23 protein-coding genes and 1 pseudogene are annotated in these 17,146 nt (G+C 42.6%); 11 read left to right on the top strand and 13 right to left on the bottom strand.

Features of this window, described 5'->3' with window-relative positions:
- Nucleotides 1-276 precede the first annotated feature (276 nt).
- From HMPREF1212_RS24790 to HMPREF1212_RS24775, 4 genes are read right to left on the bottom strand one after another with little or no spacing between them, the layout of a single operon-like run.
- Complete coding sequence (locus HMPREF1212_RS24790) at nt 277-504, bottom strand: hypothetical protein (protein ID WP_046151539.1); 228 nt, start codon at nt 502-504, stop codon at nt 277-279.
- Nucleotides 505-506: 2 nt separating this feature from the next.
- Complete coding sequence (locus HMPREF1212_RS24785) at nt 507-866, bottom strand: hypothetical protein (protein ID WP_157317138.1); 360 nt, start codon at nt 864-866, stop codon at nt 507-509.
- Entirely contained in the window at nt 863-1,042 is a 180-nt protein-coding gene (locus tag HMPREF1212_RS24780; protein ID WP_046151537.1) for a DUF7336 domain-containing protein, read from the bottom strand. The genes HMPREF1212_RS24785 and HMPREF1212_RS24780 overlap by 4 nt, the downstream gene beginning before the upstream one ends.
- Nucleotides 1,043-1,093: 51 nt before the next feature.
- On the bottom strand, nt 1,094-2,230 hold the full coding sequence (locus HMPREF1212_RS24775; protein WP_046151536.1) for a hypothetical protein: 1,137 nt from the start codon (nt 2,228-2,230) through the stop codon (nt 1,094-1,096).
- A 269-nt stretch (nt 2,231-2,499) separates the two neighbouring features.
- Between HMPREF1212_RS24775 and istA the strand changes: the two genes are divergently transcribed.
- Entirely contained in the window at nt 2,500-4,032 is a 1,533-nt protein-coding gene (istA, locus tag HMPREF1212_RS24770) for an IS21 family transposase (protein ID WP_046151535.1), read from the top strand.
- Nucleotides 4,029-4,820, top strand: coding sequence for an IS21-like element helper ATPase IstB (gene istB, locus HMPREF1212_RS24765; RefSeq protein WP_046151534.1), 792 nt, complete (start codon nt 4,029-4,031; stop codon nt 4,818-4,820). The genes istA and istB overlap by 4 nt, the downstream gene beginning before the upstream one ends.
- 66 nt (nt 4,821-4,886) lie before the next feature.
- On the opposite strand, the gene HMPREF1212_RS24760 is transcribed toward istB, so the two are convergent.
- The 5 genes from HMPREF1212_RS24760 to HMPREF1212_RS24735 all read right to left on the bottom strand — a co-directional run bounded on the left by HMPREF1212_RS24760 (nt 4,887) and on the right by HMPREF1212_RS24735 (nt 6,910).
- On the bottom strand, nt 4,887-5,570 hold the full coding sequence (locus HMPREF1212_RS24760; protein WP_082099988.1) for a ParB/RepB/Spo0J family partition protein: 684 nt from the start codon (nt 5,568-5,570) through the stop codon (nt 4,887-4,889).
- Between the two features lie 52 nt (nt 5,571-5,622).
- Entirely contained in the window at nt 5,623-5,829 is a 207-nt protein-coding gene (locus HMPREF1212_RS24755; protein WP_046151533.1) for a hypothetical protein, read from the bottom strand.
- A 12-nt stretch (nt 5,830-5,841) separates the two neighbouring features.
- Nucleotides 5,842-6,060, bottom strand: a complete 219-nt coding sequence (locus tag HMPREF1212_RS24750) for a DUF3873 family protein (protein ID WP_046151532.1) — start codon at nt 6,058-6,060, stop codon at nt 5,842-5,844.
- A 7-nt stretch (nt 6,061-6,067) separates the two neighbouring features.
- Nucleotides 6,068-6,400 carry a hypothetical protein gene (locus tag HMPREF1212_RS24745; protein ID WP_046151531.1) on the bottom strand — a complete coding sequence of 111 codons (333 nt, stop codon included), beginning with the start codon at nt 6,398-6,400 and terminating at the stop codon, nt 6,068-6,070.
- 270 nt (nt 6,401-6,670) lie between these two features.
- Entirely contained in the window at nt 6,671-6,910 is a 240-nt protein-coding gene (locus HMPREF1212_RS24735) for a hypothetical protein (RefSeq protein WP_046151529.1), read from the bottom strand.
- A gap of 493 nt (nt 6,911-7,403) precedes the next feature.
- Here HMPREF1212_RS24735 and HMPREF1212_RS24730 point away from each other — a divergent pair, with 493 nt between their 5' ends.
- Nucleotides 7,404-7,682: a helix-turn-helix domain-containing protein gene (locus HMPREF1212_RS24730; protein ID WP_046151528.1), complete on the top strand. Its 279-nt coding sequence runs from the start codon at nt 7,404-7,406 to the stop codon at nt 7,680-7,682.
- A gap of 1 nt (nt 7,683) precedes the next feature.
- The gene (locus tag HMPREF1212_RS24725; protein ID WP_046151527.1) at nt 7,684-7,980 is read left to right on the top strand and encodes a helix-turn-helix domain-containing protein; all 297 of its coding nucleotides are present in this window, start codon (nt 7,684-7,686) and stop codon (nt 7,978-7,980) included.
- A 66-nt stretch (nt 7,981-8,046) separates the two neighbouring features.
- Here HMPREF1212_RS24725 and HMPREF1212_RS24720 read toward each other — a convergent pair whose 3' ends face one another.
- Both HMPREF1212_RS24720 and HMPREF1212_RS24715 read right to left on the bottom strand, forming a co-directional pair.
- Nucleotides 8,047-9,234, bottom strand: a complete 1,188-nt coding sequence (locus tag HMPREF1212_RS24720; RefSeq protein ID WP_046151526.1) for a site-specific integrase — start codon at nt 9,232-9,234, stop codon at nt 8,047-8,049.
- A gap of 20 nt (nt 9,235-9,254) precedes the next feature.
- Entirely contained in the window at nt 9,255-10,481 is a 1,227-nt protein-coding gene (locus HMPREF1212_RS24715) for a site-specific integrase (protein WP_046151525.1), read from the bottom strand.
- A gap of 302 nt (nt 10,482-10,783) precedes the next feature.
- Here HMPREF1212_RS24715 and HMPREF1212_RS26820 point away from each other — a divergent pair.
- The 4 genes and pseudogenes from HMPREF1212_RS26820 to HMPREF1212_RS24700 all read left to right on the top strand — a co-directional run.
- Nucleotides 10,784-10,960, top strand: a pseudogene (locus HMPREF1212_RS26820) (tyrosine-type recombinase/integrase); the annotation flags it as partial.
- Between the two features lie 123 nt (nt 10,961-11,083).
- Entirely contained in the window at nt 11,084-12,280 is a 1,197-nt protein-coding gene (locus HMPREF1212_RS24710) for an ImmA/IrrE family metallo-endopeptidase (protein WP_016277458.1), read from the top strand.
- A gap of 2 nt (nt 12,281-12,282) precedes the next feature.
- Entirely contained in the window at nt 12,283-12,792 is a 510-nt protein-coding gene (locus tag HMPREF1212_RS24705; protein WP_016277457.1) for a hypothetical protein, read from the top strand.
- 67 nt (nt 12,793-12,859) lie between these two features.
- Nucleotides 12,860-13,132: a hypothetical protein gene (locus HMPREF1212_RS24700; RefSeq protein WP_232430221.1), complete on the top strand. Its 273-nt coding sequence runs from the start codon at nt 12,860-12,862 to the stop codon at nt 13,130-13,132.
- Between the two features lie 132 nt (nt 13,133-13,264).
- On the opposite strand, the gene HMPREF1212_RS24695 is transcribed toward HMPREF1212_RS24700, so the two are convergent.
- Nucleotides 13,265-13,546, bottom strand: coding sequence for a helix-turn-helix domain-containing protein (locus HMPREF1212_RS24695; protein WP_024988805.1), 282 nt, complete (start codon nt 13,544-13,546; stop codon nt 13,265-13,267).
- A 4-nt stretch (nt 13,547-13,550) separates the two neighbouring features.
- Entirely contained in the window at nt 13,551-13,838 is a 288-nt protein-coding gene (locus tag HMPREF1212_RS24690; protein ID WP_016277454.1) for a helix-turn-helix domain-containing protein, read from the bottom strand.
- 339 nt (nt 13,839-14,177) lie between these two features.
- Between HMPREF1212_RS24690 and HMPREF1212_RS24685 the strand changes: the two genes are divergently transcribed.
- The 3 genes from HMPREF1212_RS24685 (at nt 14,178) to HMPREF1212_RS24675 (ending at nt 17,010) form a co-directional block, all read left to right on the top strand.
- Nucleotides 14,178-14,486 (top strand): helix-turn-helix domain-containing protein, encoded by a 309-nt coding sequence (locus HMPREF1212_RS24685; protein WP_016277453.1) that lies wholly within the window; start codon nt 14,178-14,180, stop codon nt 14,484-14,486.
- Nucleotides 14,467-15,699: a virulence-associated E family protein gene (locus tag HMPREF1212_RS24680; RefSeq protein ID WP_016277452.1), complete on the top strand. Its 1,233-nt coding sequence runs from the start codon at nt 14,467-14,469 to the stop codon at nt 15,697-15,699. Before HMPREF1212_RS24685 ends, HMPREF1212_RS24680 begins: the two co-directional genes overlap by 20 nt.
- 309 nt (nt 15,700-16,008) lie before the next feature.
- Nucleotides 16,009-17,010 carry a toprim domain-containing protein gene (locus tag HMPREF1212_RS24675; RefSeq protein WP_185123814.1) on the top strand — a complete coding sequence of 334 codons (1,002 nt, stop codon included), beginning with the start codon at nt 16,009-16,011 and terminating at the stop codon, nt 17,008-17,010.
- Nucleotides 17,011-17,146 lie beyond the last annotated feature (136 nt).

Below are 17,146 nucleotides of genomic sequence, written 5' to 3'. Positions count from 1 at the left end.
ATAAAGATAAGAAAAAGTCAGCACATATCCCAATATATTGGTGGATATGTGCTGACTAATTAGAAGCCGATTGCTATAAAAAGGACTTTTTCAGTGCCCTCTATCATAAACCATCGGATTTTTCATTTTGTAGGGTTTAGTCGACAAAACCCTCAAACATTGGCTTTTTGCTTCTTTTTCCCCGCATAAAGCCTTGCTAATGGCTCATGGAAAAAGAAGTCCGGGCAAAGTTTTCTCTACCCGGACATAAGTCCTTAAAATCGTTATCAAAGGCACTTACAGCCCATTCTCGACCATGCTACGCAGTCGGTCAGCCACCCATTCCATTGTTGGATTGCATGGATATACGAACGTTCTACGGCGTATGTTTTCAATAATTAACCGATTGGGAAGCAAATGCACCGCTTCGCAGTCGGGGTCTATTTCATGTAGCAGTTCCTCCAGTTTGTAATACTGTTCATGGTTGGCAATAACAGGATTGCCGATATATACGTTTATCGTCATATTTAGTATCGTTTAATGTTCCACCATCCGTAAACTTCGTCCCTGTCGGGGGTTGTGCTACACAATTCCCCAGCAACAAAATTCTCTTTGAGCAAAGAACAAATATGTTCTTCGTCCACCTCCGAAAAAGTGAGTTCTTCGCCGTCTAACCACCATTCAATATCATGGGAATATAGGCGTTCAACGCCCTGCGAAATCTCGTATTTAGGCTCTTTCTGTGAACACTTTTTTATCTCACGTTTAGAAAGGGTTTCGCTACGATACATATTTTCATTGCATCGGGGGCAATAGAACGGATAATCTAAATTTGTTTCCTTTCGTACCTGCGTACCGCAATGTTTACAAAATCGGTGTGTTCTCATACTTCCTCGAATTTATCAATTTCACATTCGACTATATCCACCTCCGCATCACAGACGTATAGGTTGTTTTCTTTAGCTGCATCTATCGCCTTTATTTTTGAGGTGAACACGCCGAAAAATACACGGCTACTATACGTTTTCCAGACATCGGTCTGAAATAAAACATACACTGTCATATTGTTGTGTTTTATGGGCGGGATTGCTCCCGCCCTTGTTAATACTATGGTTTAGACCGCAACGGCTACCGCTTTAGGTTTGGGTGTGGTCGCTAATGCTGTTGTCGTTTTCGGAACAACGGCTACCGCTGTGGGTGTCGGTATGGCATCTGTTACGGTTGCTTTCGGTGCTACTTCTTTCTTTGCCTCTTTTACCTTTACTTTGGCGGGTGTGGCGTTTTTCTTGGCAGTCTGCGCCTTATCTGCTTTTTTCGCTTTGGCTTCCGCTTTTCCTTTGGGTTTATCGGCTTTAAGAGGCATTTTAGGCTGTTTCTCCTGTGCTTTCAGCCCTGCTATACGTTCGTCCAGTCGGGCGTTCTTCTTGCCGTATTCCTCACTGTATTGGGCTTCTATGGTTGCTGTCTTTTCGGGTAGGTGTTGCGTGGCAAATGCCAACATCATACCGCCCTGTATTCCCGAAACGGTGGTTGTTCGCTCGGTCAAGTGGCTATACAAATAATCACGGCGGATAACAGTTTTTTGTTCTTTGGTAAGATTGGCAACGATTTTCTGCGTCTTCTCATCCGACAAATTGCCGTAATAGTCGTTTTCTTTCAACCCTACGGCGGGGTAGCTGTGTTTACGCAATTTTGAGAGCATAAAGAAATACATTGCTTTTTCTTCATCGGCGGTAAAATCCGACTTCGGCAGTTTTTCCGTGCGGAGCAGTTCCTTTATATCCCCTGCGGTTTTTTCCTTAGCAATTTCGTTGTTGCGTACCTTTTTCGCTTTGAGATCGGTAATTATCTGCTCGTTAGTCTTGGTGTCCTTGCTGTTTACCTCTTTGTAATACAAGCTAATATCTTTGCTGTCTATATCGGCATAGACACGGATTTTACCCTGTTCTTTGAGGCTGTCGAGTTCTTGGGTCTTATTCTCAAAATAGGTCTGCTCCTTGCTGTAACGCTCCTGTGCCTTTTCCAAATCTTCGGGCTTCTCGTATTTGGAGGCTTCGGGTGCGGTCGGCTCTTTCGGGAAACGGTTAAGATTGTAGGTTTGTACATTCTTAAACTCATATCCCGCTTTTTTGATTTTTTGGACTGCTTCACTATCCCTGCCGTATTGGTCGCCTATAAATACGAGTTTCGGGTCGGCTTGGGCTACTTCTTGCGCCTTATCTACAAGGTAGAGCGTATTTTTGGCTTCCAAACATTTTTTATTGGCACACAGACCGCAATTCTTCCCGCAATCGCTACCCGCAAAAAGGTCGTAATTTTTGGAATTAAAGTTACATTTCAGACACTCGGTTTTGTCAAAATCGTAGCTGTCGAGGTCGTTTGTAACCAGTAACTTTGAATCGTCAAAAATCGGAAAAGTAAAATCGACATAATTAGATAAAAAAATAGCATTGTAATTTTGTAGTGCAAACTCCTAATTACAATGCTATGTGCGAGACCTCCAAGTTAAAGAAGTATCTCATGTGGAACAAAGTTAACGAATTATTTTCAGACGGTCTCAACAAGACCCAGATAGGTTTAGTTTTAGGTCTTCATCGTCAGACAGTGAGCAAATATCTTTCGCTGAGCGAAGACGAGTTTATCTCCAGTGCAAGCTATGACCGTCATTACGGTCATAAGCTTGACCCTTACGAAGATTATGTGGTGAATGAGCTAAAGAAATGGTCCTTTCTTTCTGCCCCTCAGATCCATGACCGGTTAAAGGAAAACTTTCCGGATCTACCGTTAGTAACGCCCAAGACAGTGTTCAATTTCGTTCACCGTGTGCGTTTGATCCATGATCTTCCTAAAGAAGAAGAAAGTAGTTTCCGTCCCTATGAAAAGCAGCCTGAGACGCGCTATGGGCAATATGCTCAGTGCGACTTCGGGGAGCGGTGGATGAGGACGCCTCAGGGGGAATCATTAAAAGTTTATTTCTTTGCAATGTCGCTGAGCCGCAGCCGGTATAAGTTCGTCTATTTTAGCCGTACGCCGTTTACTACAGCCCTTGCGGTGTATGCCCATGAACTGGCCTTTGCGTTCTTCTCAGGTATTCCTGAGAAAATAGTGTATGATCAGGACAAAGTGTTTTTGGTTAAAGAAAATCTGGGTGACCTTCTTCTTACCGGTGGCTTCCGCGTCCTGATACGTGAACATGGTTTCGAGCCGGTCTTTTGCCGCAAGTCCGATCCCCAGAGCAAGGGGAAGATTGAGAACGTAGTCAAATATGTAAAGTACAACTTCTTGCGTGGTCGTGAATTTATCGGTATCGAGCAACTCAACCGGGACGTGCTTGGCTGGCTGGACCGCACGGCTAACGGTACGGAACATCACGGCATCCGACGTATTCCATCTGAGGAGTTCAGGACAGAGAAACCACATCTTATGCCTTATAAAGGGGTTCCTACAGTTCCTTGCGAAAAACTGGCGCCACACCATGTGCGAAAGGACAACGTGATTAACTATAGGGGAAACTATTACACAGTACCCACAGGAACTTACAACGGTCATCAGACACTGGTTTATCTGGAAGAAAAAGAAGGCAGCCTGCATATCTACAGTCATGAGACGGGTAAAACTCTTGCCACCCACAAGATAAGCCAGGAGAAGGGACGGCTGATAAGTAACACCTCGCATCGACGTGACCGCGAAGCATCACTGGACGAATATGAGGCCTCCGTTCGCCAAACACTTCCCGAAAGTGCAACGATTGATGCCTATCTGTCGCAGTTACGCTTACATAAGGCCCGTAACTACCGCGACAATCTCCAGTTCATTGCCCGGCACCATAGGGCATACTCCGGCGCCACACTTGTCGAAGCCTTTGCCAAGTGCCTTGAGGCAAGTGTCTTCAATGGATGCCACCTGATGGAGGTGGCAGAGACCCTTAGAGTCCGGGGTAGACAGCCTCTTATTGATGTCCGACAGGAAACCGAAGCTGTTCCTCAAGCCGACATGTCGGCCATGCTCCCGGAGAAAACCGACCTATCCACTTTTAACACCCTCTTCGTATGACAATAAACGAACAAATCAAAAGCCTGTGCTCTCGTTTACGCCTATATGCCCTTCCGCGTCTGCTGGAATCAGAATCCCACATAGCCCAAGAACAGGGTAAGACCCATGTCGAGTTCCTTCACGACCTGCTGAACCGTGAGGTGCAGGAAAGGGATGGCAAAGACTTCCAGCGACGCCTCAAAGCGGCGGCTCTGCCTGCACGGCATGATCTGGAACTTTTCGACCACAACTACTCGCAAGGAATAACCGCACCCGGGCTGCGTGATCTGCGACGGCTGGGATGGCTCGAGCAGAATTACAACATAATACTCATGGGTCCTTCCGGAACAGGGAAAACCTTCATCGCCGCAGGACTCGTATATGAGGCTATACAACAAGGATATAAGGCGTATATGGTTACGATGGAGGATATCATTAATACCATCAAAATGAAAAGCCTGATGCCTTCGGCAATGACCGCCTACAACCGGTTGCTTAAAGCCGATCTGGTGGCTATTGACGACATCATGCTCTTCCCGGTGAAAAAAGAAGATGCCGCCGGCTTCTTCAACCTAATCAACACGCTGCACGAGAAAGCATCGCTGATAATTACCACCAACAAGGTTCCCACCGAATGGGCAAAAACGCTGGATGACGAAGTCCTTGCTTCGGCAATCCTTGACAGGTTGTTGTATCGCTGCGAGGTAATAAAACTCTCAGGACAAAGCTATCGGATGGGAAATCGAAAATCTATTTTTGAAGACGGAAAAAAACCATCTATGTCTGGGGGTACCCCCAGACATAGATAAACAGCAGTGCTATAAATAAACAATAGTATAAACCAATTGTCTCGACTAAAATGTGATGATTTAACTTTACCGAAATATGATGATTTTAAATTTGCTTATTACATCGTTTGTGTAGTAACTTTTTATACGGCTGTCTAAGGTGGTAGCGGAAATATGATACCATTCGTTTTTTCCGTCCTCATCTAAACGGTCTTTTAGCACCGCTTCCTGTGTTTTCTTGTCGTACTTGCTTAGGACTATCCCCGCCGATGCGGTCAGCTTACCTGACCTTACGAGTTCGGCAATACCTTTGATAAGGTCGCACAGTTTGAGCATTTGGTAGATATGCTTCTCACTTTTGCCGTATTTTAGGGCAAGGCTCGGCACATCATACCTTTTGGTATTTATAAGGCGTTTATAGGCTTCTGCCGCTTCCATTGGTGGTACATCTTCCCGCTGTAAATTCTCGGTAATAGAGAGGTCATATGCTTCCTCGTCCGACACGTTCCGAACGATAGCGGGAATGTCCGCAAGTTTCAGCATCATAGAAGCCCTAAATCGCCGTTCGCCACAAATTATCTCATAGCGTTCGCCCTTTTGTCGCACGGTTATCGGTTGTATCAGACCGTTGTTTTTGATGCTCTGCGCCAGTTCATCCAACTGTACAGGGTCAAAGGTTTTGCGTGCATTGTAGTTGCTCGGCTCGATTAGGTTCATGGATAGCATTACGCTTGTGTTTACTGTTGCTGTGTTGTTTACTGTCGTTTTCATATCTCTAAAATTTTAATGATTAATTACTGTTTATGAATTGAAATTTGATTTATTAATATTCTACAATCTTTAAATTTTGATTTTTCAAAAACTGTCTGCCACATTCGCAAATAACATGGGTATCGGTTATGCGAGTGATAGCGCGTGTAACTTCTTCGTGGCAGATATACGGCTTTCCGTCCATGTACCCATTTTGTAAATCGCCTGAAATGAGGTAGCGATTTCCGATTATAATGTCCTTTACTTCTATCATTTTCATGTCCTTAAATTTTTATTGATTATTTACTTTCTTTTCGAGCCACTTATCCCGCCGTTCCCTGCACGTTTCCAACGATTGGGCTACGGTGCTGAACAGTTCGCCGTCCGTGTGGCGATAATCATACTGGTAATAAAAGCTACCTCGAAATGCTCCCGCTAAAAAGCGTTCGTAGTTCTCCTGTCCTATGGCGCATACAGATACGCCGTCTTTGTTCATCTTGCTTGCTGTCATGGTCGTATTAGTTTACTTCGATTATTTTGTCAATTCTTCCGTAAAGCATGGCACGTAGGCTTGTTTTGTCGATTGCTCGGTACTCTTGATATGTGCCGTATTGCTTCACTACATAGGTTTTTAGTATTTCGGAAAAGTCGAAACGATAACCCTGTAAGGGTATAGCGTTTTTGAAATAGCTATTGTGGTTTACGTTTTCGGCTATCCAGTTTTTTTCTTCCCTGCTTAAATTTTCCCCTGCGTTTACTTTCTCACGAAGTAGATATACTTTAGAGCCTTTCAGCGTTTCTAATTCGGGAACATCCCACTTTACAAACTTTGTCGCTATTATTGTTTTCATTGTCTTGATGTGTTAAATATTAGTCTAATCCGAAATAGTAGGCTAAACGTGGCTCTTTTGACTTTGGGAATATCCACCCCTCTACCTTTTTGCCGTTTAGGGTCAACCTACTGTTGAAACTTCCCCCCATCTCTTTGAGTTGGTTGATTATCGGTTGTGTATCGCCGAATACAGCGACCGATTTTGTAGAATATGCCACGAGTGTACAATTTGCTTTTGCTACGACCTCTTGATTGTTGATTTCTAATAGATTGCTCATGTCTTTGTGTCTTAAAAAATTAATACTGTCAAAAGGAGGATAAAGCCAACAATCACGGCAATGGAAAGAAGAAAGATTATAACGCCTTTAGTGATGTTCCACAGTAGGTAAATACCTGCTACCACCGCCACGAACGACCAACCCCAAAGGGCAAAACCCGCAACTACAAAAGCTATTTTCAAAATCGAACCTATGCTGATTGGAAGGTTTGAGAATCGTTGTTTCCTATTTTTTTCTGCTGTCCGTATCATAATTTCTGACTTTTTTTTGAACGCTATGCCGTATCGGAGCCGGTTATGAGTGATCGAGTTTCAGGGGCAGAGAAAGGTAGTGTTTAGCCGATGCAAGTTTTTCGGGATAAAATACGCTCGCCCGCGAGGGAAAGAGGAAGATTTTTCACGAAACCGCTTTGCGGCTCGAACTTGTCTTCGGCGTGAAGAACACGGAAATACTTTCGCGCATGAAATCGAACACTTCATCGGCTAAGTCGGCATTCCGCTAAAGAGGAAGAAGCTATAAGATACGGTTCGGCGAAAAAATCAAAAGAAATTACTCCCGAATAATCCGAAAAGGGAGTACGAAAAACGGCAGATTTAACCGCCGCTGGTTACATCAGGATGCACGTTTAGGTATAGACAAGTGCAGACGAAAGCTACCACTCAATAAAGACATGGTATATGCTGTATTTTAATGATTTATCTTTGTTCTCCCGTAATCATAGTATTAACGAAAAGGTAAATCACTATGGAGATAATAAATATAGAAGCCCGAACTTTTGAGGCTATGATGGAGCGTTTCGAGGCATTTGCCCGAAAGGTGGATATACTATGCGGACAGCATAAGGGCAAAGAGCTTAAAGAATGGTTGGATAATCAGGATGTATGCGTAATTCTGAACATCAGTCCCCGCACATTGCAAACGTTACGTGATACTGGTAAATTGGCATATACTCAAATACATCGGAAGATGTATTACAAGCCCGAAGATGTGGAAAAGGTCATTAACAGCTTAAAATTACAGTAGAATGAGCAATGAGGTTATAACTAAAGAAAACGAACGGATAAAAGCGTTTTTCCACTCACTCGATAAAATGTTAGATAATATCGAAACAGCATTAATAGATTATAAACCAATGTTGAACGGAGAGCGTTTTCTGACTGATGTACAGGTGGCAGAAAGGTTAAAAGTCAGCCGCCGAACCTTGCAGGAGTATCGTACCGCAGGAAAAATCCCTTACATTCAATTCGGCGGTAAAACCCTGTATCGGGAATCGGACATACAAAACATACTGGAAAAGAACTACCGCGAAGCATGGGAGTAGCTTGCTTTGTATTTAATCAAAAGCCCCCGAAATCAAATAATTTCGGGGGCTTTTAGTTGAACGGTCTTATACTGCTTTTCTCCGCTCAATCAGCCTATCCATATCTTCCGATATTTTATCATCCGTTACTTTGGCGTAGGTTTGAGTGGTTGAAATATTTGTATGCCCCATCATTTTACTGATACTCTCGATAGGAATACCCGCCGAAAGCAAAAGTGTCCCAAACGTGTGGCGGCTTTGATGATAGCTGAGATTGCCCTTCACGCCTGCAAGGAAGCCGATTTCATGGATGCAGTTCCATAACTGGTCGCGATTGGGTAGTGGAAACACAGGCTTAGTTTCATCCGTTGTGTTGTATAGCGATAAAAGCTGTTCGGCAATCGGGTGTAAAGGTATAAAGGCTTCAACATCGGTCTTTTTACGATTGATCTTTATATAACGCCGTCCATCTGCTGCCTTTCCGATATGGCGGGGATATAACCCTTTAATATCAACATAGGCAAGGGAGGTAAAAGCAGAAAAAATAAAGGCTCTGCGTGTTAATTCCTGCCATTTGTCGGGCAGGGGATTTTCCATAATCGTTTTCAGCTCGTTCCGGCTGATATGTTCCAATTTTGGAGAAGCTTTCTTTTCATACGGCACATCGGCAATAGGATTACACCGAAGTATTTCCCGATCAACGGCAATATAGATAAGCCGATTCAGCCAAGTAAAACAATGGTTAATATGTCCCGAACTATAATCCTTACTCTTTAGGTAGAGTTTGTATCTCTCGCCAAATTCTTCGGTAATATCTATAAAAGCAATATCTTTCAGCTTTCGGGTAAGAAGAAATCCTCGCAGGTTACTTTGAGAAACCTTCGATTGCCGATAGGTAGAGGTGGAATTTATTTCAATAGAACGCAATCTTAATCGCTCACGTTCTACTTCGCCTGCCTCCAGTAATAGGGTCGGAACGGAGTTTACTTCGGTAACCGTATTTTTAAGCAGTTCAGCACTGACAACCCCCTGTTCCTTGAGAATAGTAACATAGGACTGCTCGACACGGTTACGAAATGCGATGAGCTGATTGTTGCTTCTTTCGTCTTTAATCTCGCCTTTTTTAGCGTTCCAATCTTCTATTTGACAGTAGATGCCTGTTGAGATAACCGTTTGCTTGCCGTCAATGGTAATTCGGCACTGGACAGCCGTTGTCCCATCAGTTTTTACTTTGTTTTTATTGATGTAAAATAATATTTTGAATGTACTACGCATGATAGTTGTATTTTTAATGATTACAGAACTAATTTTAAATCTTGGGTTGTTTCGATATACTTGTCCATATCCTCAAAGAGCTTTTTCGGGGTAACACGGGCGTATATCTGTGTGGTTTTTATATCCGAATGACCGAGCATCTTTGAAACGGTTTCAATAGGTACGCCTGCTTCGAGCGTAATTAAACTCGAAAACGAGTGCCGCCCCATGTGGTAGGTCAGTACAGGGATATTAAGCATTTGACGTATGCTTTGAAGATTCCATTTCAACGTATTGTACTCCATTTTAGGGAATAGAGTTTGCCTCGACTTGTTCCTGTACTTTTCAATTAACTCAATAGCTTCGGGCAACAGCTTTACACGGCAAAGTTTACCGTTCTTGCCTCGTTTGTATTTGAGCCATAAGTCGCCCGCATCATCTTTGGATAAATTATCGTTTGTGATGGCTACTACATCAATGTAGGCAGTCCCGGTATAGCACGCAAAGAGAAACATATCGCGAGAGGTAATGTGCGACCAGCGGTGTTCTTCAATCTCCAAATCCCGTATCTTTTCAAATTCTTCACGGCTAAGAGTTCTTGGCGGATTCTCTTTCTGTTTCAGCAAAGGATAGTTGGCGAAATAGTGTTTATCGGAATGCCCTTCTTTAAAGGCTATCCGGCAAATCTTTTTCAGTAATGCCAAATAGTGTCGGGCAGTTTCCACACTCAACCCTTTATCGAGAATTATATAATCCTGAAATTCTCGGATAAACTGCTCATTAAGCTGGCTGAATGCAAGGTCTGTCGAATTGGAGTTCTTTTTGATAAACTCCGCCAAGCGTTTTCGGGTGTAGAGATAGTTAGGTAAAGTACGGTGGGAATAATCTATACCGACACGCGCTTTTACCTCTTCGATATGGCGGTCGAATAGCCGCATCAGGGTCATTTGAGTGTCCATACTTCCCTGAAATTGATTCTTCACAGCTTCCGCATCGAAGGGTTGTTTTCGCTCGATGAGTGTGTCGTAAGCCTCATTGACTGCAAGCAGCAGCTTGTCTAACTTTGCGTTGGTAGCCACCGCCTCACGGCTTTTTCCGTTCAGGCGGCTTTCGCGTGGATTCCAAAGGTCGGGAGTACAGGATAGCTTACAGCTGAACTGTGCCATAGACTTGCCGACAGTGATACGCCCCATGATAGGGGTTTTGCCCGATTTGTCGGGAGAACTCTTTTTGAGGTAGAGCAACACCTTGAATTTTTCTTGTTTCATTACACTTATATTTTTGTGGGCTTTGCCATAGGCAAAGTTACCTGTTATATAAGTGCTCTTTATTACGCAAAATACTGAAATTCAGAACAAAAGAACCATAATTAAAGTTCTTCGATCTACTTCTGTTACCTATTTATTTTCGGTAACTGGCAGGTTAACGATTTGGTAACTGAAATACTGCTTACATCCGCTTTGCTTTGAATATTTCAGATTACCGTAAATCTACGCAAATCAACTCATTTCAAACGTGTTATCTCTTCTGCTTCTTACGTCATCTTACCCTTGCTTTTCTGTGATTTATCCACACAGCCCGGCACAGTTTCGCTTCGGTTATTGCGTTGGCTAACAACGTGTCACTGCCGAACGTGGCTAAAATGCTGGGACATTCATCCACCCGAATGACACAGCATTATGCAAAGGTATTAGACCAAACGATACTAAGGGATATGCAAGCCGTTGAAAAACAACTATCTGTATAACAAAAGATTACTTAATACATACTTATAGAACTAATACTTCCTAAAATTGTGAGGAAAATTTTCCTCACAATTTTAGGAAGTATTGACCTATTTCTTTATATTTGCAGAAAATTTTCTGCAAATATGGACAATATAGACATAGAACTTAGTAAAGTAATTGATGCAGCTGTTCAATCTTCAATCGATATAGGTCAGGTTGCATCCTTAAAGGATTTGTATAAAGAAAAGAAAAATTCACTAAACTTATCAGATAGGCAGATTCAGAAAATTTTAGGAATGGATTCTAAAACTATAAATCCTATATTAAATGGAACTGCTAAACAAATCAATTTCATAAATGTAGTAAAATTGGCTCATTTTTTAGGTCTGTCTGTTAATGACCTAATAAAAGTTTACGTACCAGAATTAGCTCCTAAACAAATAGGAGAAATCCAACGAGCAAGAGAAGCAGGATATATCGTTGAAAATTTTGATGTATCTATCCTTGTTAAGATGAAGTTTTTTAATTCCAATGCTTCATCTAAAGATATGAGTGATAAAATCAAACGTTTTTTTGACATTGATAATATTTACAGTTACTCGGAAAATTCTTTGCTTCCCGTTTTTAGTCGCTCTAAAAGAAACTCGAATGATTTAATGCGTAATTTTTGGATACAATCTGCGTTTATCCAATTTAAATCTATTGCAAATCCCAATCCATACATAAGAAAAGAACTAGTTGAACTAATACCCAAAATCAGACCATACACAAGAGATATAAAAAATGGTCTAATTAGAGTGCTGAAAGCACTATTTCGTATTGGGGTCACAGTTATATATCAACCAAGCTTAGAAAAAATACAAGTTAGAGGAGCTACCATGATAATAAATGATAAACCATGTATTGTACTTTCTAATTTACAAAATAATTATCCTACATTATGGTTTACTCTTTTACATGAACTACATCATGTACTTTTTGATTTTGATGAAATCAAAAAACAGACGTATCATATTAGCAATAATGAGGGAGACATATTTTTAATGAATGAAGAACAAGCAGATAATTTTGCTTGTGAATATTTATTAAATGAATCCCGATTAAAATTTGCATCAGGGTATATTACATCACATTATAATATTGAAAAACTAGCTAAAGAATGGGGAGTACATACCTCTATTATATATGCAATGTATTGTTATAAAACCAACGAATGGGCTTTTTATAATAAATATATACCTAAAATGAATGAAGCCTTAGAGCTTATAAATACTCACCCATTTGAAAAAGAAACGTTAATGGAATCAGTACAACAAATCAAAGAGTTTTTATACAATTAATTATGGAAGAAAAAAAGAAAAAAAAATCTCAGGAGGAATTAGAAGAACTCCAAAGGAAACAAGAACAAGATTTAGAGCGTGCAGCAATTTTAATGAAAGCTGATGAAATCAAAGAAGAAACATTTGATTTTGATGTAAACGGTCAAATCGAACTCAAAAATGAGTTGGCAGATATGGTTTTAGAACAAATCGATGACCCTGAAGCTAAATATAATTTATATTATAATGTTGTCAATCGTTTATTAAGAAAATATCTTCCAAAAGGCGATACATATAAAGATGCGAGAGATTTGATTTATGAAGAAAAGAACACATTTTTAACTCGTGGACACAGAAAAGATGCACAAGGTATAAGAGGAGCAGACGGAAGAATGTCCTATATTTCAGATATAAATGAGCTTGTTAACATTATCACTGAATGGATTTCAAACAAAGGAACAATGTTTGATTTATATACTCAAATTAGGGATTTGAATATTTCTAAAGGATATGGTGCTCCACAGTCAAAATAAAATGAATAGAGCTATATATATACTCATAATCTCTATTTTAACCTTTCTTTGTTTACACAGTTGCACTGTGGATATTGACCCTAAAATAGCTAATACAGCCTTTGGGCTTACAGCTATAAAATACGAATATATAATAATGATTTTAAGTTTATGCAGTGGCATCTTCTGCATTATTGGAGGTATTATACTTACTATTTTAGGGTTTACTGGGAACATCAATTGGATTATTGAAGGAACAGATTTTACATCAAAATTAATAAATGCTTCTCCTGGAGTTTTACTAATGGTAATAGGAGCCTTGATTATTATTTTTAAAAGATTGAAAATAAGAAGTAAGTAAATAGAAAAGCCAGCAACACAGTTTTCAAGAAAACATGATTGCTGGCTTTCAATCAAACAATATAGAAAACAAGATAGCTATATTTCAAGAAAGCAAGACATCAATAAAACAAGATTTCATGTTTTCAAGATTTCATTTTCTGTAATGCCTTTCCAGCAGGTCTAAAATCTCGCTTTCACGGTAGATGATTTTTCCCGGAAGCTGCACGTAACCCAGCAGCCCCGTGTCCCTGTAATCCTGCAACGTCCGTTTGCTGATGCAAAGCCGTCTGCACACTTCATCGCCCGTCAGGTAGTGTTCACCGTTCAATACCGGGCGATAGTTCATTACCACGTACTCCACGTTTTCCAATACCCTGTCGAGGGAAGAAAACAGTACCAGCGTGGTTTCGGAGTCTTTCGTTATCAAATCCATACGCCTACTTTTTAGAATTGTCCCTTACTTGGTCGAGCAGAAAGGCTTCCACGTCCGAAGCCTTGTAGTAAATCTTGCCGTTAACCTGCGAGTAAGGCAGTTTTCCCGTGTCACGGTAGGTCTGCATCGTCCGGGCTGAAACGTTCAGCAGGCGGCAGGTCTCGCAGTTATCCAGCCATTTGTCACGCTTCCTGCGTAAAGGCACGCAGAGCGCATCCACACGTCCCACAAAGTTTTCAAACCTCTGTTTCCATAGTTCAAACGTTTTCTTTTCAATCGTCACTATTTCCATAACCGATATATTTATTCTTGTCAATACTCCGTTTTTCTTCACTGGTGCAAATATATAAGGCTGAATAATAGGTTGTTCCCCTCTGTCCGAAAATGACCTTGCGTGTCCGAAAATGTCCACTGCCAACCCAAAAACAACATGAAAGAAACGAACCGATAACAAAAAAACTGTTTTTTCTCCACTCCTTACATAAGTAAGGTAATGAACACAAAGCCGTTTTCTATTTGCCGACATTAATTTGGTGCAGAGCGAAGCAAAGCGATTCCAAACGGCTGACGCTTTGTTTTTTACCGATTTTTCTTATTTTATTTGTGGTGCTAATTCAAAAAATAAGCACTTATGAACAATCCTTTCGAAGAAATTTTCAAACGGCTGGAGAACATCGAAAAGATGATTGCCCCGGTCACGGGCGCACAGCCCGAAGAACGGCAGGACGGAAAAGAGCCTGTGTTAGTCAAAATATCCGTTGCCAGCGGTATAACCGGGTATTCGGTCAATTACCTGTATCATTTAGCCGGCAAGGGGATGATACCGTGTGTCAAGCGTGGGCGTACTCTGCGTTTCGACATGGAGGAACTCAAAAAGTGGATGCAGCAGCAGTATGTCCCGGCTTCTAACAGACTTCCCGATGAAAAAGAAAAGAGGTGATGAAACACGGCATATCGAGGGCTGGCAGTCAAAGAACGAGCGCATCGAAAGCCTGTTGAACGTCCTGTACGATTTCCGGTTCAACACCGTAAAGAGCCGGACGGAATACCGGGCTGCGGGCTCTTCGGACTTGTACCAGCCCGTTACAAAATTCGCCCTGAACACTTTCAGGCGCAGGCTGGACGCAACGGCTGACATAGCCACCTCGACCGACAACATACGCATGATACTGGAAAGCGACTTCGCAAGAAAGGCTCACCCCATACAGGAGTATTTCAACGCCCTGCCGCTTCTCAATCCAGCCGAACACGGGCATATCGGCAGGCTTCTGAACACGGTACAGGTAGCCAACCCCGGCAAATGGGAGGAATATTTCACGAAATGGCTTATCGGTGTAGTAGCCAACGCGATGAACGACACGGGGTGTCAGAACCATACTTGTCTGGTACTGACCGGGGACAGGCAGGGGCAGTTCAAATCGTGGTGGCTGGACAACCTTTGCCCGACACCGCTTAAGAACTACCTGTTCACCGGGAAGATAGACCCGCAGGGCAAAGACATCCTGACACTGATAGCCGAATACCTGTTCATCAACATTGACGACCAGCTAAAGGAACTCAACAAGCAGAACGAGAACGCATTGAAGAACCTTATCACCACCCCGGCGGTGAAATACCGCAGACCGTATGATATTTACATCGAGGAATACCCCCACCTCGCCAGCTTCATGGCTTCGGTGAACGGCAACGAGTTCCTGACCGACCCGACAGGCAGCAGGCGTTTTTTGCCGTTCGAGGTGCTGCACATAGACAAGCCCACGGCAGAAAATATTCGCATGGATAACGTCTATTCCGAAATCATGTACCTCTACCGTCAAGGCGTGCGCTACTGGTTCAATGATGCGGAGATTGAAGAACTGCACCTGACAAATGCGGAATTTGAGGTACAGACAATCGAGTTTGAGATGCTTACACAATACTTTGAGAAGCCGACAGAGGAGGAAGAAGCCCTGTTCTTCATGACAACGGCACAGGTACTCGCATACCTGCGTAATATATCCCCCGTCCAGCTATCCGAAAAACGGCTGGGCGAATCATTGCGGAAAATCGGTTTCAAGCGGGTACAGAAGCGCATCAACAACAACCATTATCCGGTATACGGGTACAGGATAAAGCCCGTTCCGGCTTCCCGTACAGGGGATGATTACGGATAGAACCGGAATGTAGTAGCTTCTACATATTGTCTTATATATACATAACAATCTAATAAACAACAGTTTACCAATTATGTAGTATGAAGTAAGATAGAATCCCAAACTTTTGGAAAATCCGGGAAAAAGAAAAAACGGCAATATGATATATAGAATATATTTATTCCTTTTTTAAAGGATAAATAATTACTATGTTACTACATGTACTACAATCCGTTGAAAAAGAAAAAGATAGATGTAGTAGTGTCCCGTGCTTCTTCTTACTCGCTTCTTGCTTCATTATTACTATCGTTAAATAAAAAAATAAAGATTATGACCTACAAGGAAGCCAACAATATCAGTATCAAGGATTACTTGAACTCTTTGGGAATCCAGCCCGTCACGGAAAAGGGAAGTTACGGGATGTACCGTAGCCCCTTACGGGAGGACAACACACCGAGTTTCAAGGTGGATTATAACGCCAATCTATGGTGTGACTACGGAACTGGCGAGGGCGGGACGCTCATCGACCTTGTGATGAAGCAGAACGGGTGCAACGCCTACGGTGCTATCTGTCGGCTGGAACAGGGCGACACCGCCTCTTTTTCCTTTCACGGGAAAGGTCTGCCCGAAAGGGACACGAAAAGGCAGGCAGCCAGCCCGATAGAGATACGCAGAATACAACCGTTACAGAATCCGGCACTCATGCGCTACTTGCAGGAAAGGGGGATTTCCCCCGGAACGGCAGCCCCATACGTGCAGGAAATGTATTACCGCATCGGTGGGAAGCCTTATTTTGCGCTGGCATTCAGGAATGATTCAGGAGGTTACGAGCTTCGCAATCCCCGTTTCAAGGGCAGCACATCGAAAGACATCACCCATATAAGGCAGCAGGGAGAGCCGAGAGATACCTGTTTCGTGTTCGAGGGCTTTATGGACTATCTTTCATTCCTCACTATCCGGCAGCGGGAAAGCCCGGGTATGCCCTGTACCGACTGGCAGGATTACGTTATCCTGAACTCCACCGCCAACGTAGATAAAGCCTTATATCCGCTGGCTGGTTACGGGCATATACACTGTATGCTTGACAATGACGAGGCAGGCAGGAAAGCGGTTGAAGCCATAAGGCAGGAATACAAATGGCGTGTACGTGACGCATCACACCTGTACAGCGGTCACAATGACCTGAACGACTATCTGCGTGGGATAAAGGCAAGCCAGCCGGAAAAGCGGGGCTTTGAAAGCAGGATGAAGCAGCCCGGCAACATATCCCAGCCAGAGCAAGGCAACAGACAAAATCCGGGTGAAAAAAGAAAGAGAGGGCTAAGGATGTGACCTGCAAGGCTGACGGCATGAACCGACGGCAGGCTGTGTGATTAGGGAGAGCAAGGTTATGTTTCGGTAGACCGAAACACCTTGCTTTGCTTGACAGCAAAGAAAATTTCTCCCGTTGGTCGCAATTTTTAAGATA

It is taken from the genome of Parabacteroides sp. HGS0025 (genome assembly GCF_000969845.1).
In the GTDB taxonomy this organism is placed as follows: domain Bacteria; phylum Bacteroidota; class Bacteroidia; order Bacteroidales; family Tannerellaceae; genus Parabacteroides; species Parabacteroides gordonii.
The sequence above is the reverse complement of the archived record's forward strand: the minus strand, read 5'-3'. Positions and strand labels throughout refer to the sequence as shown.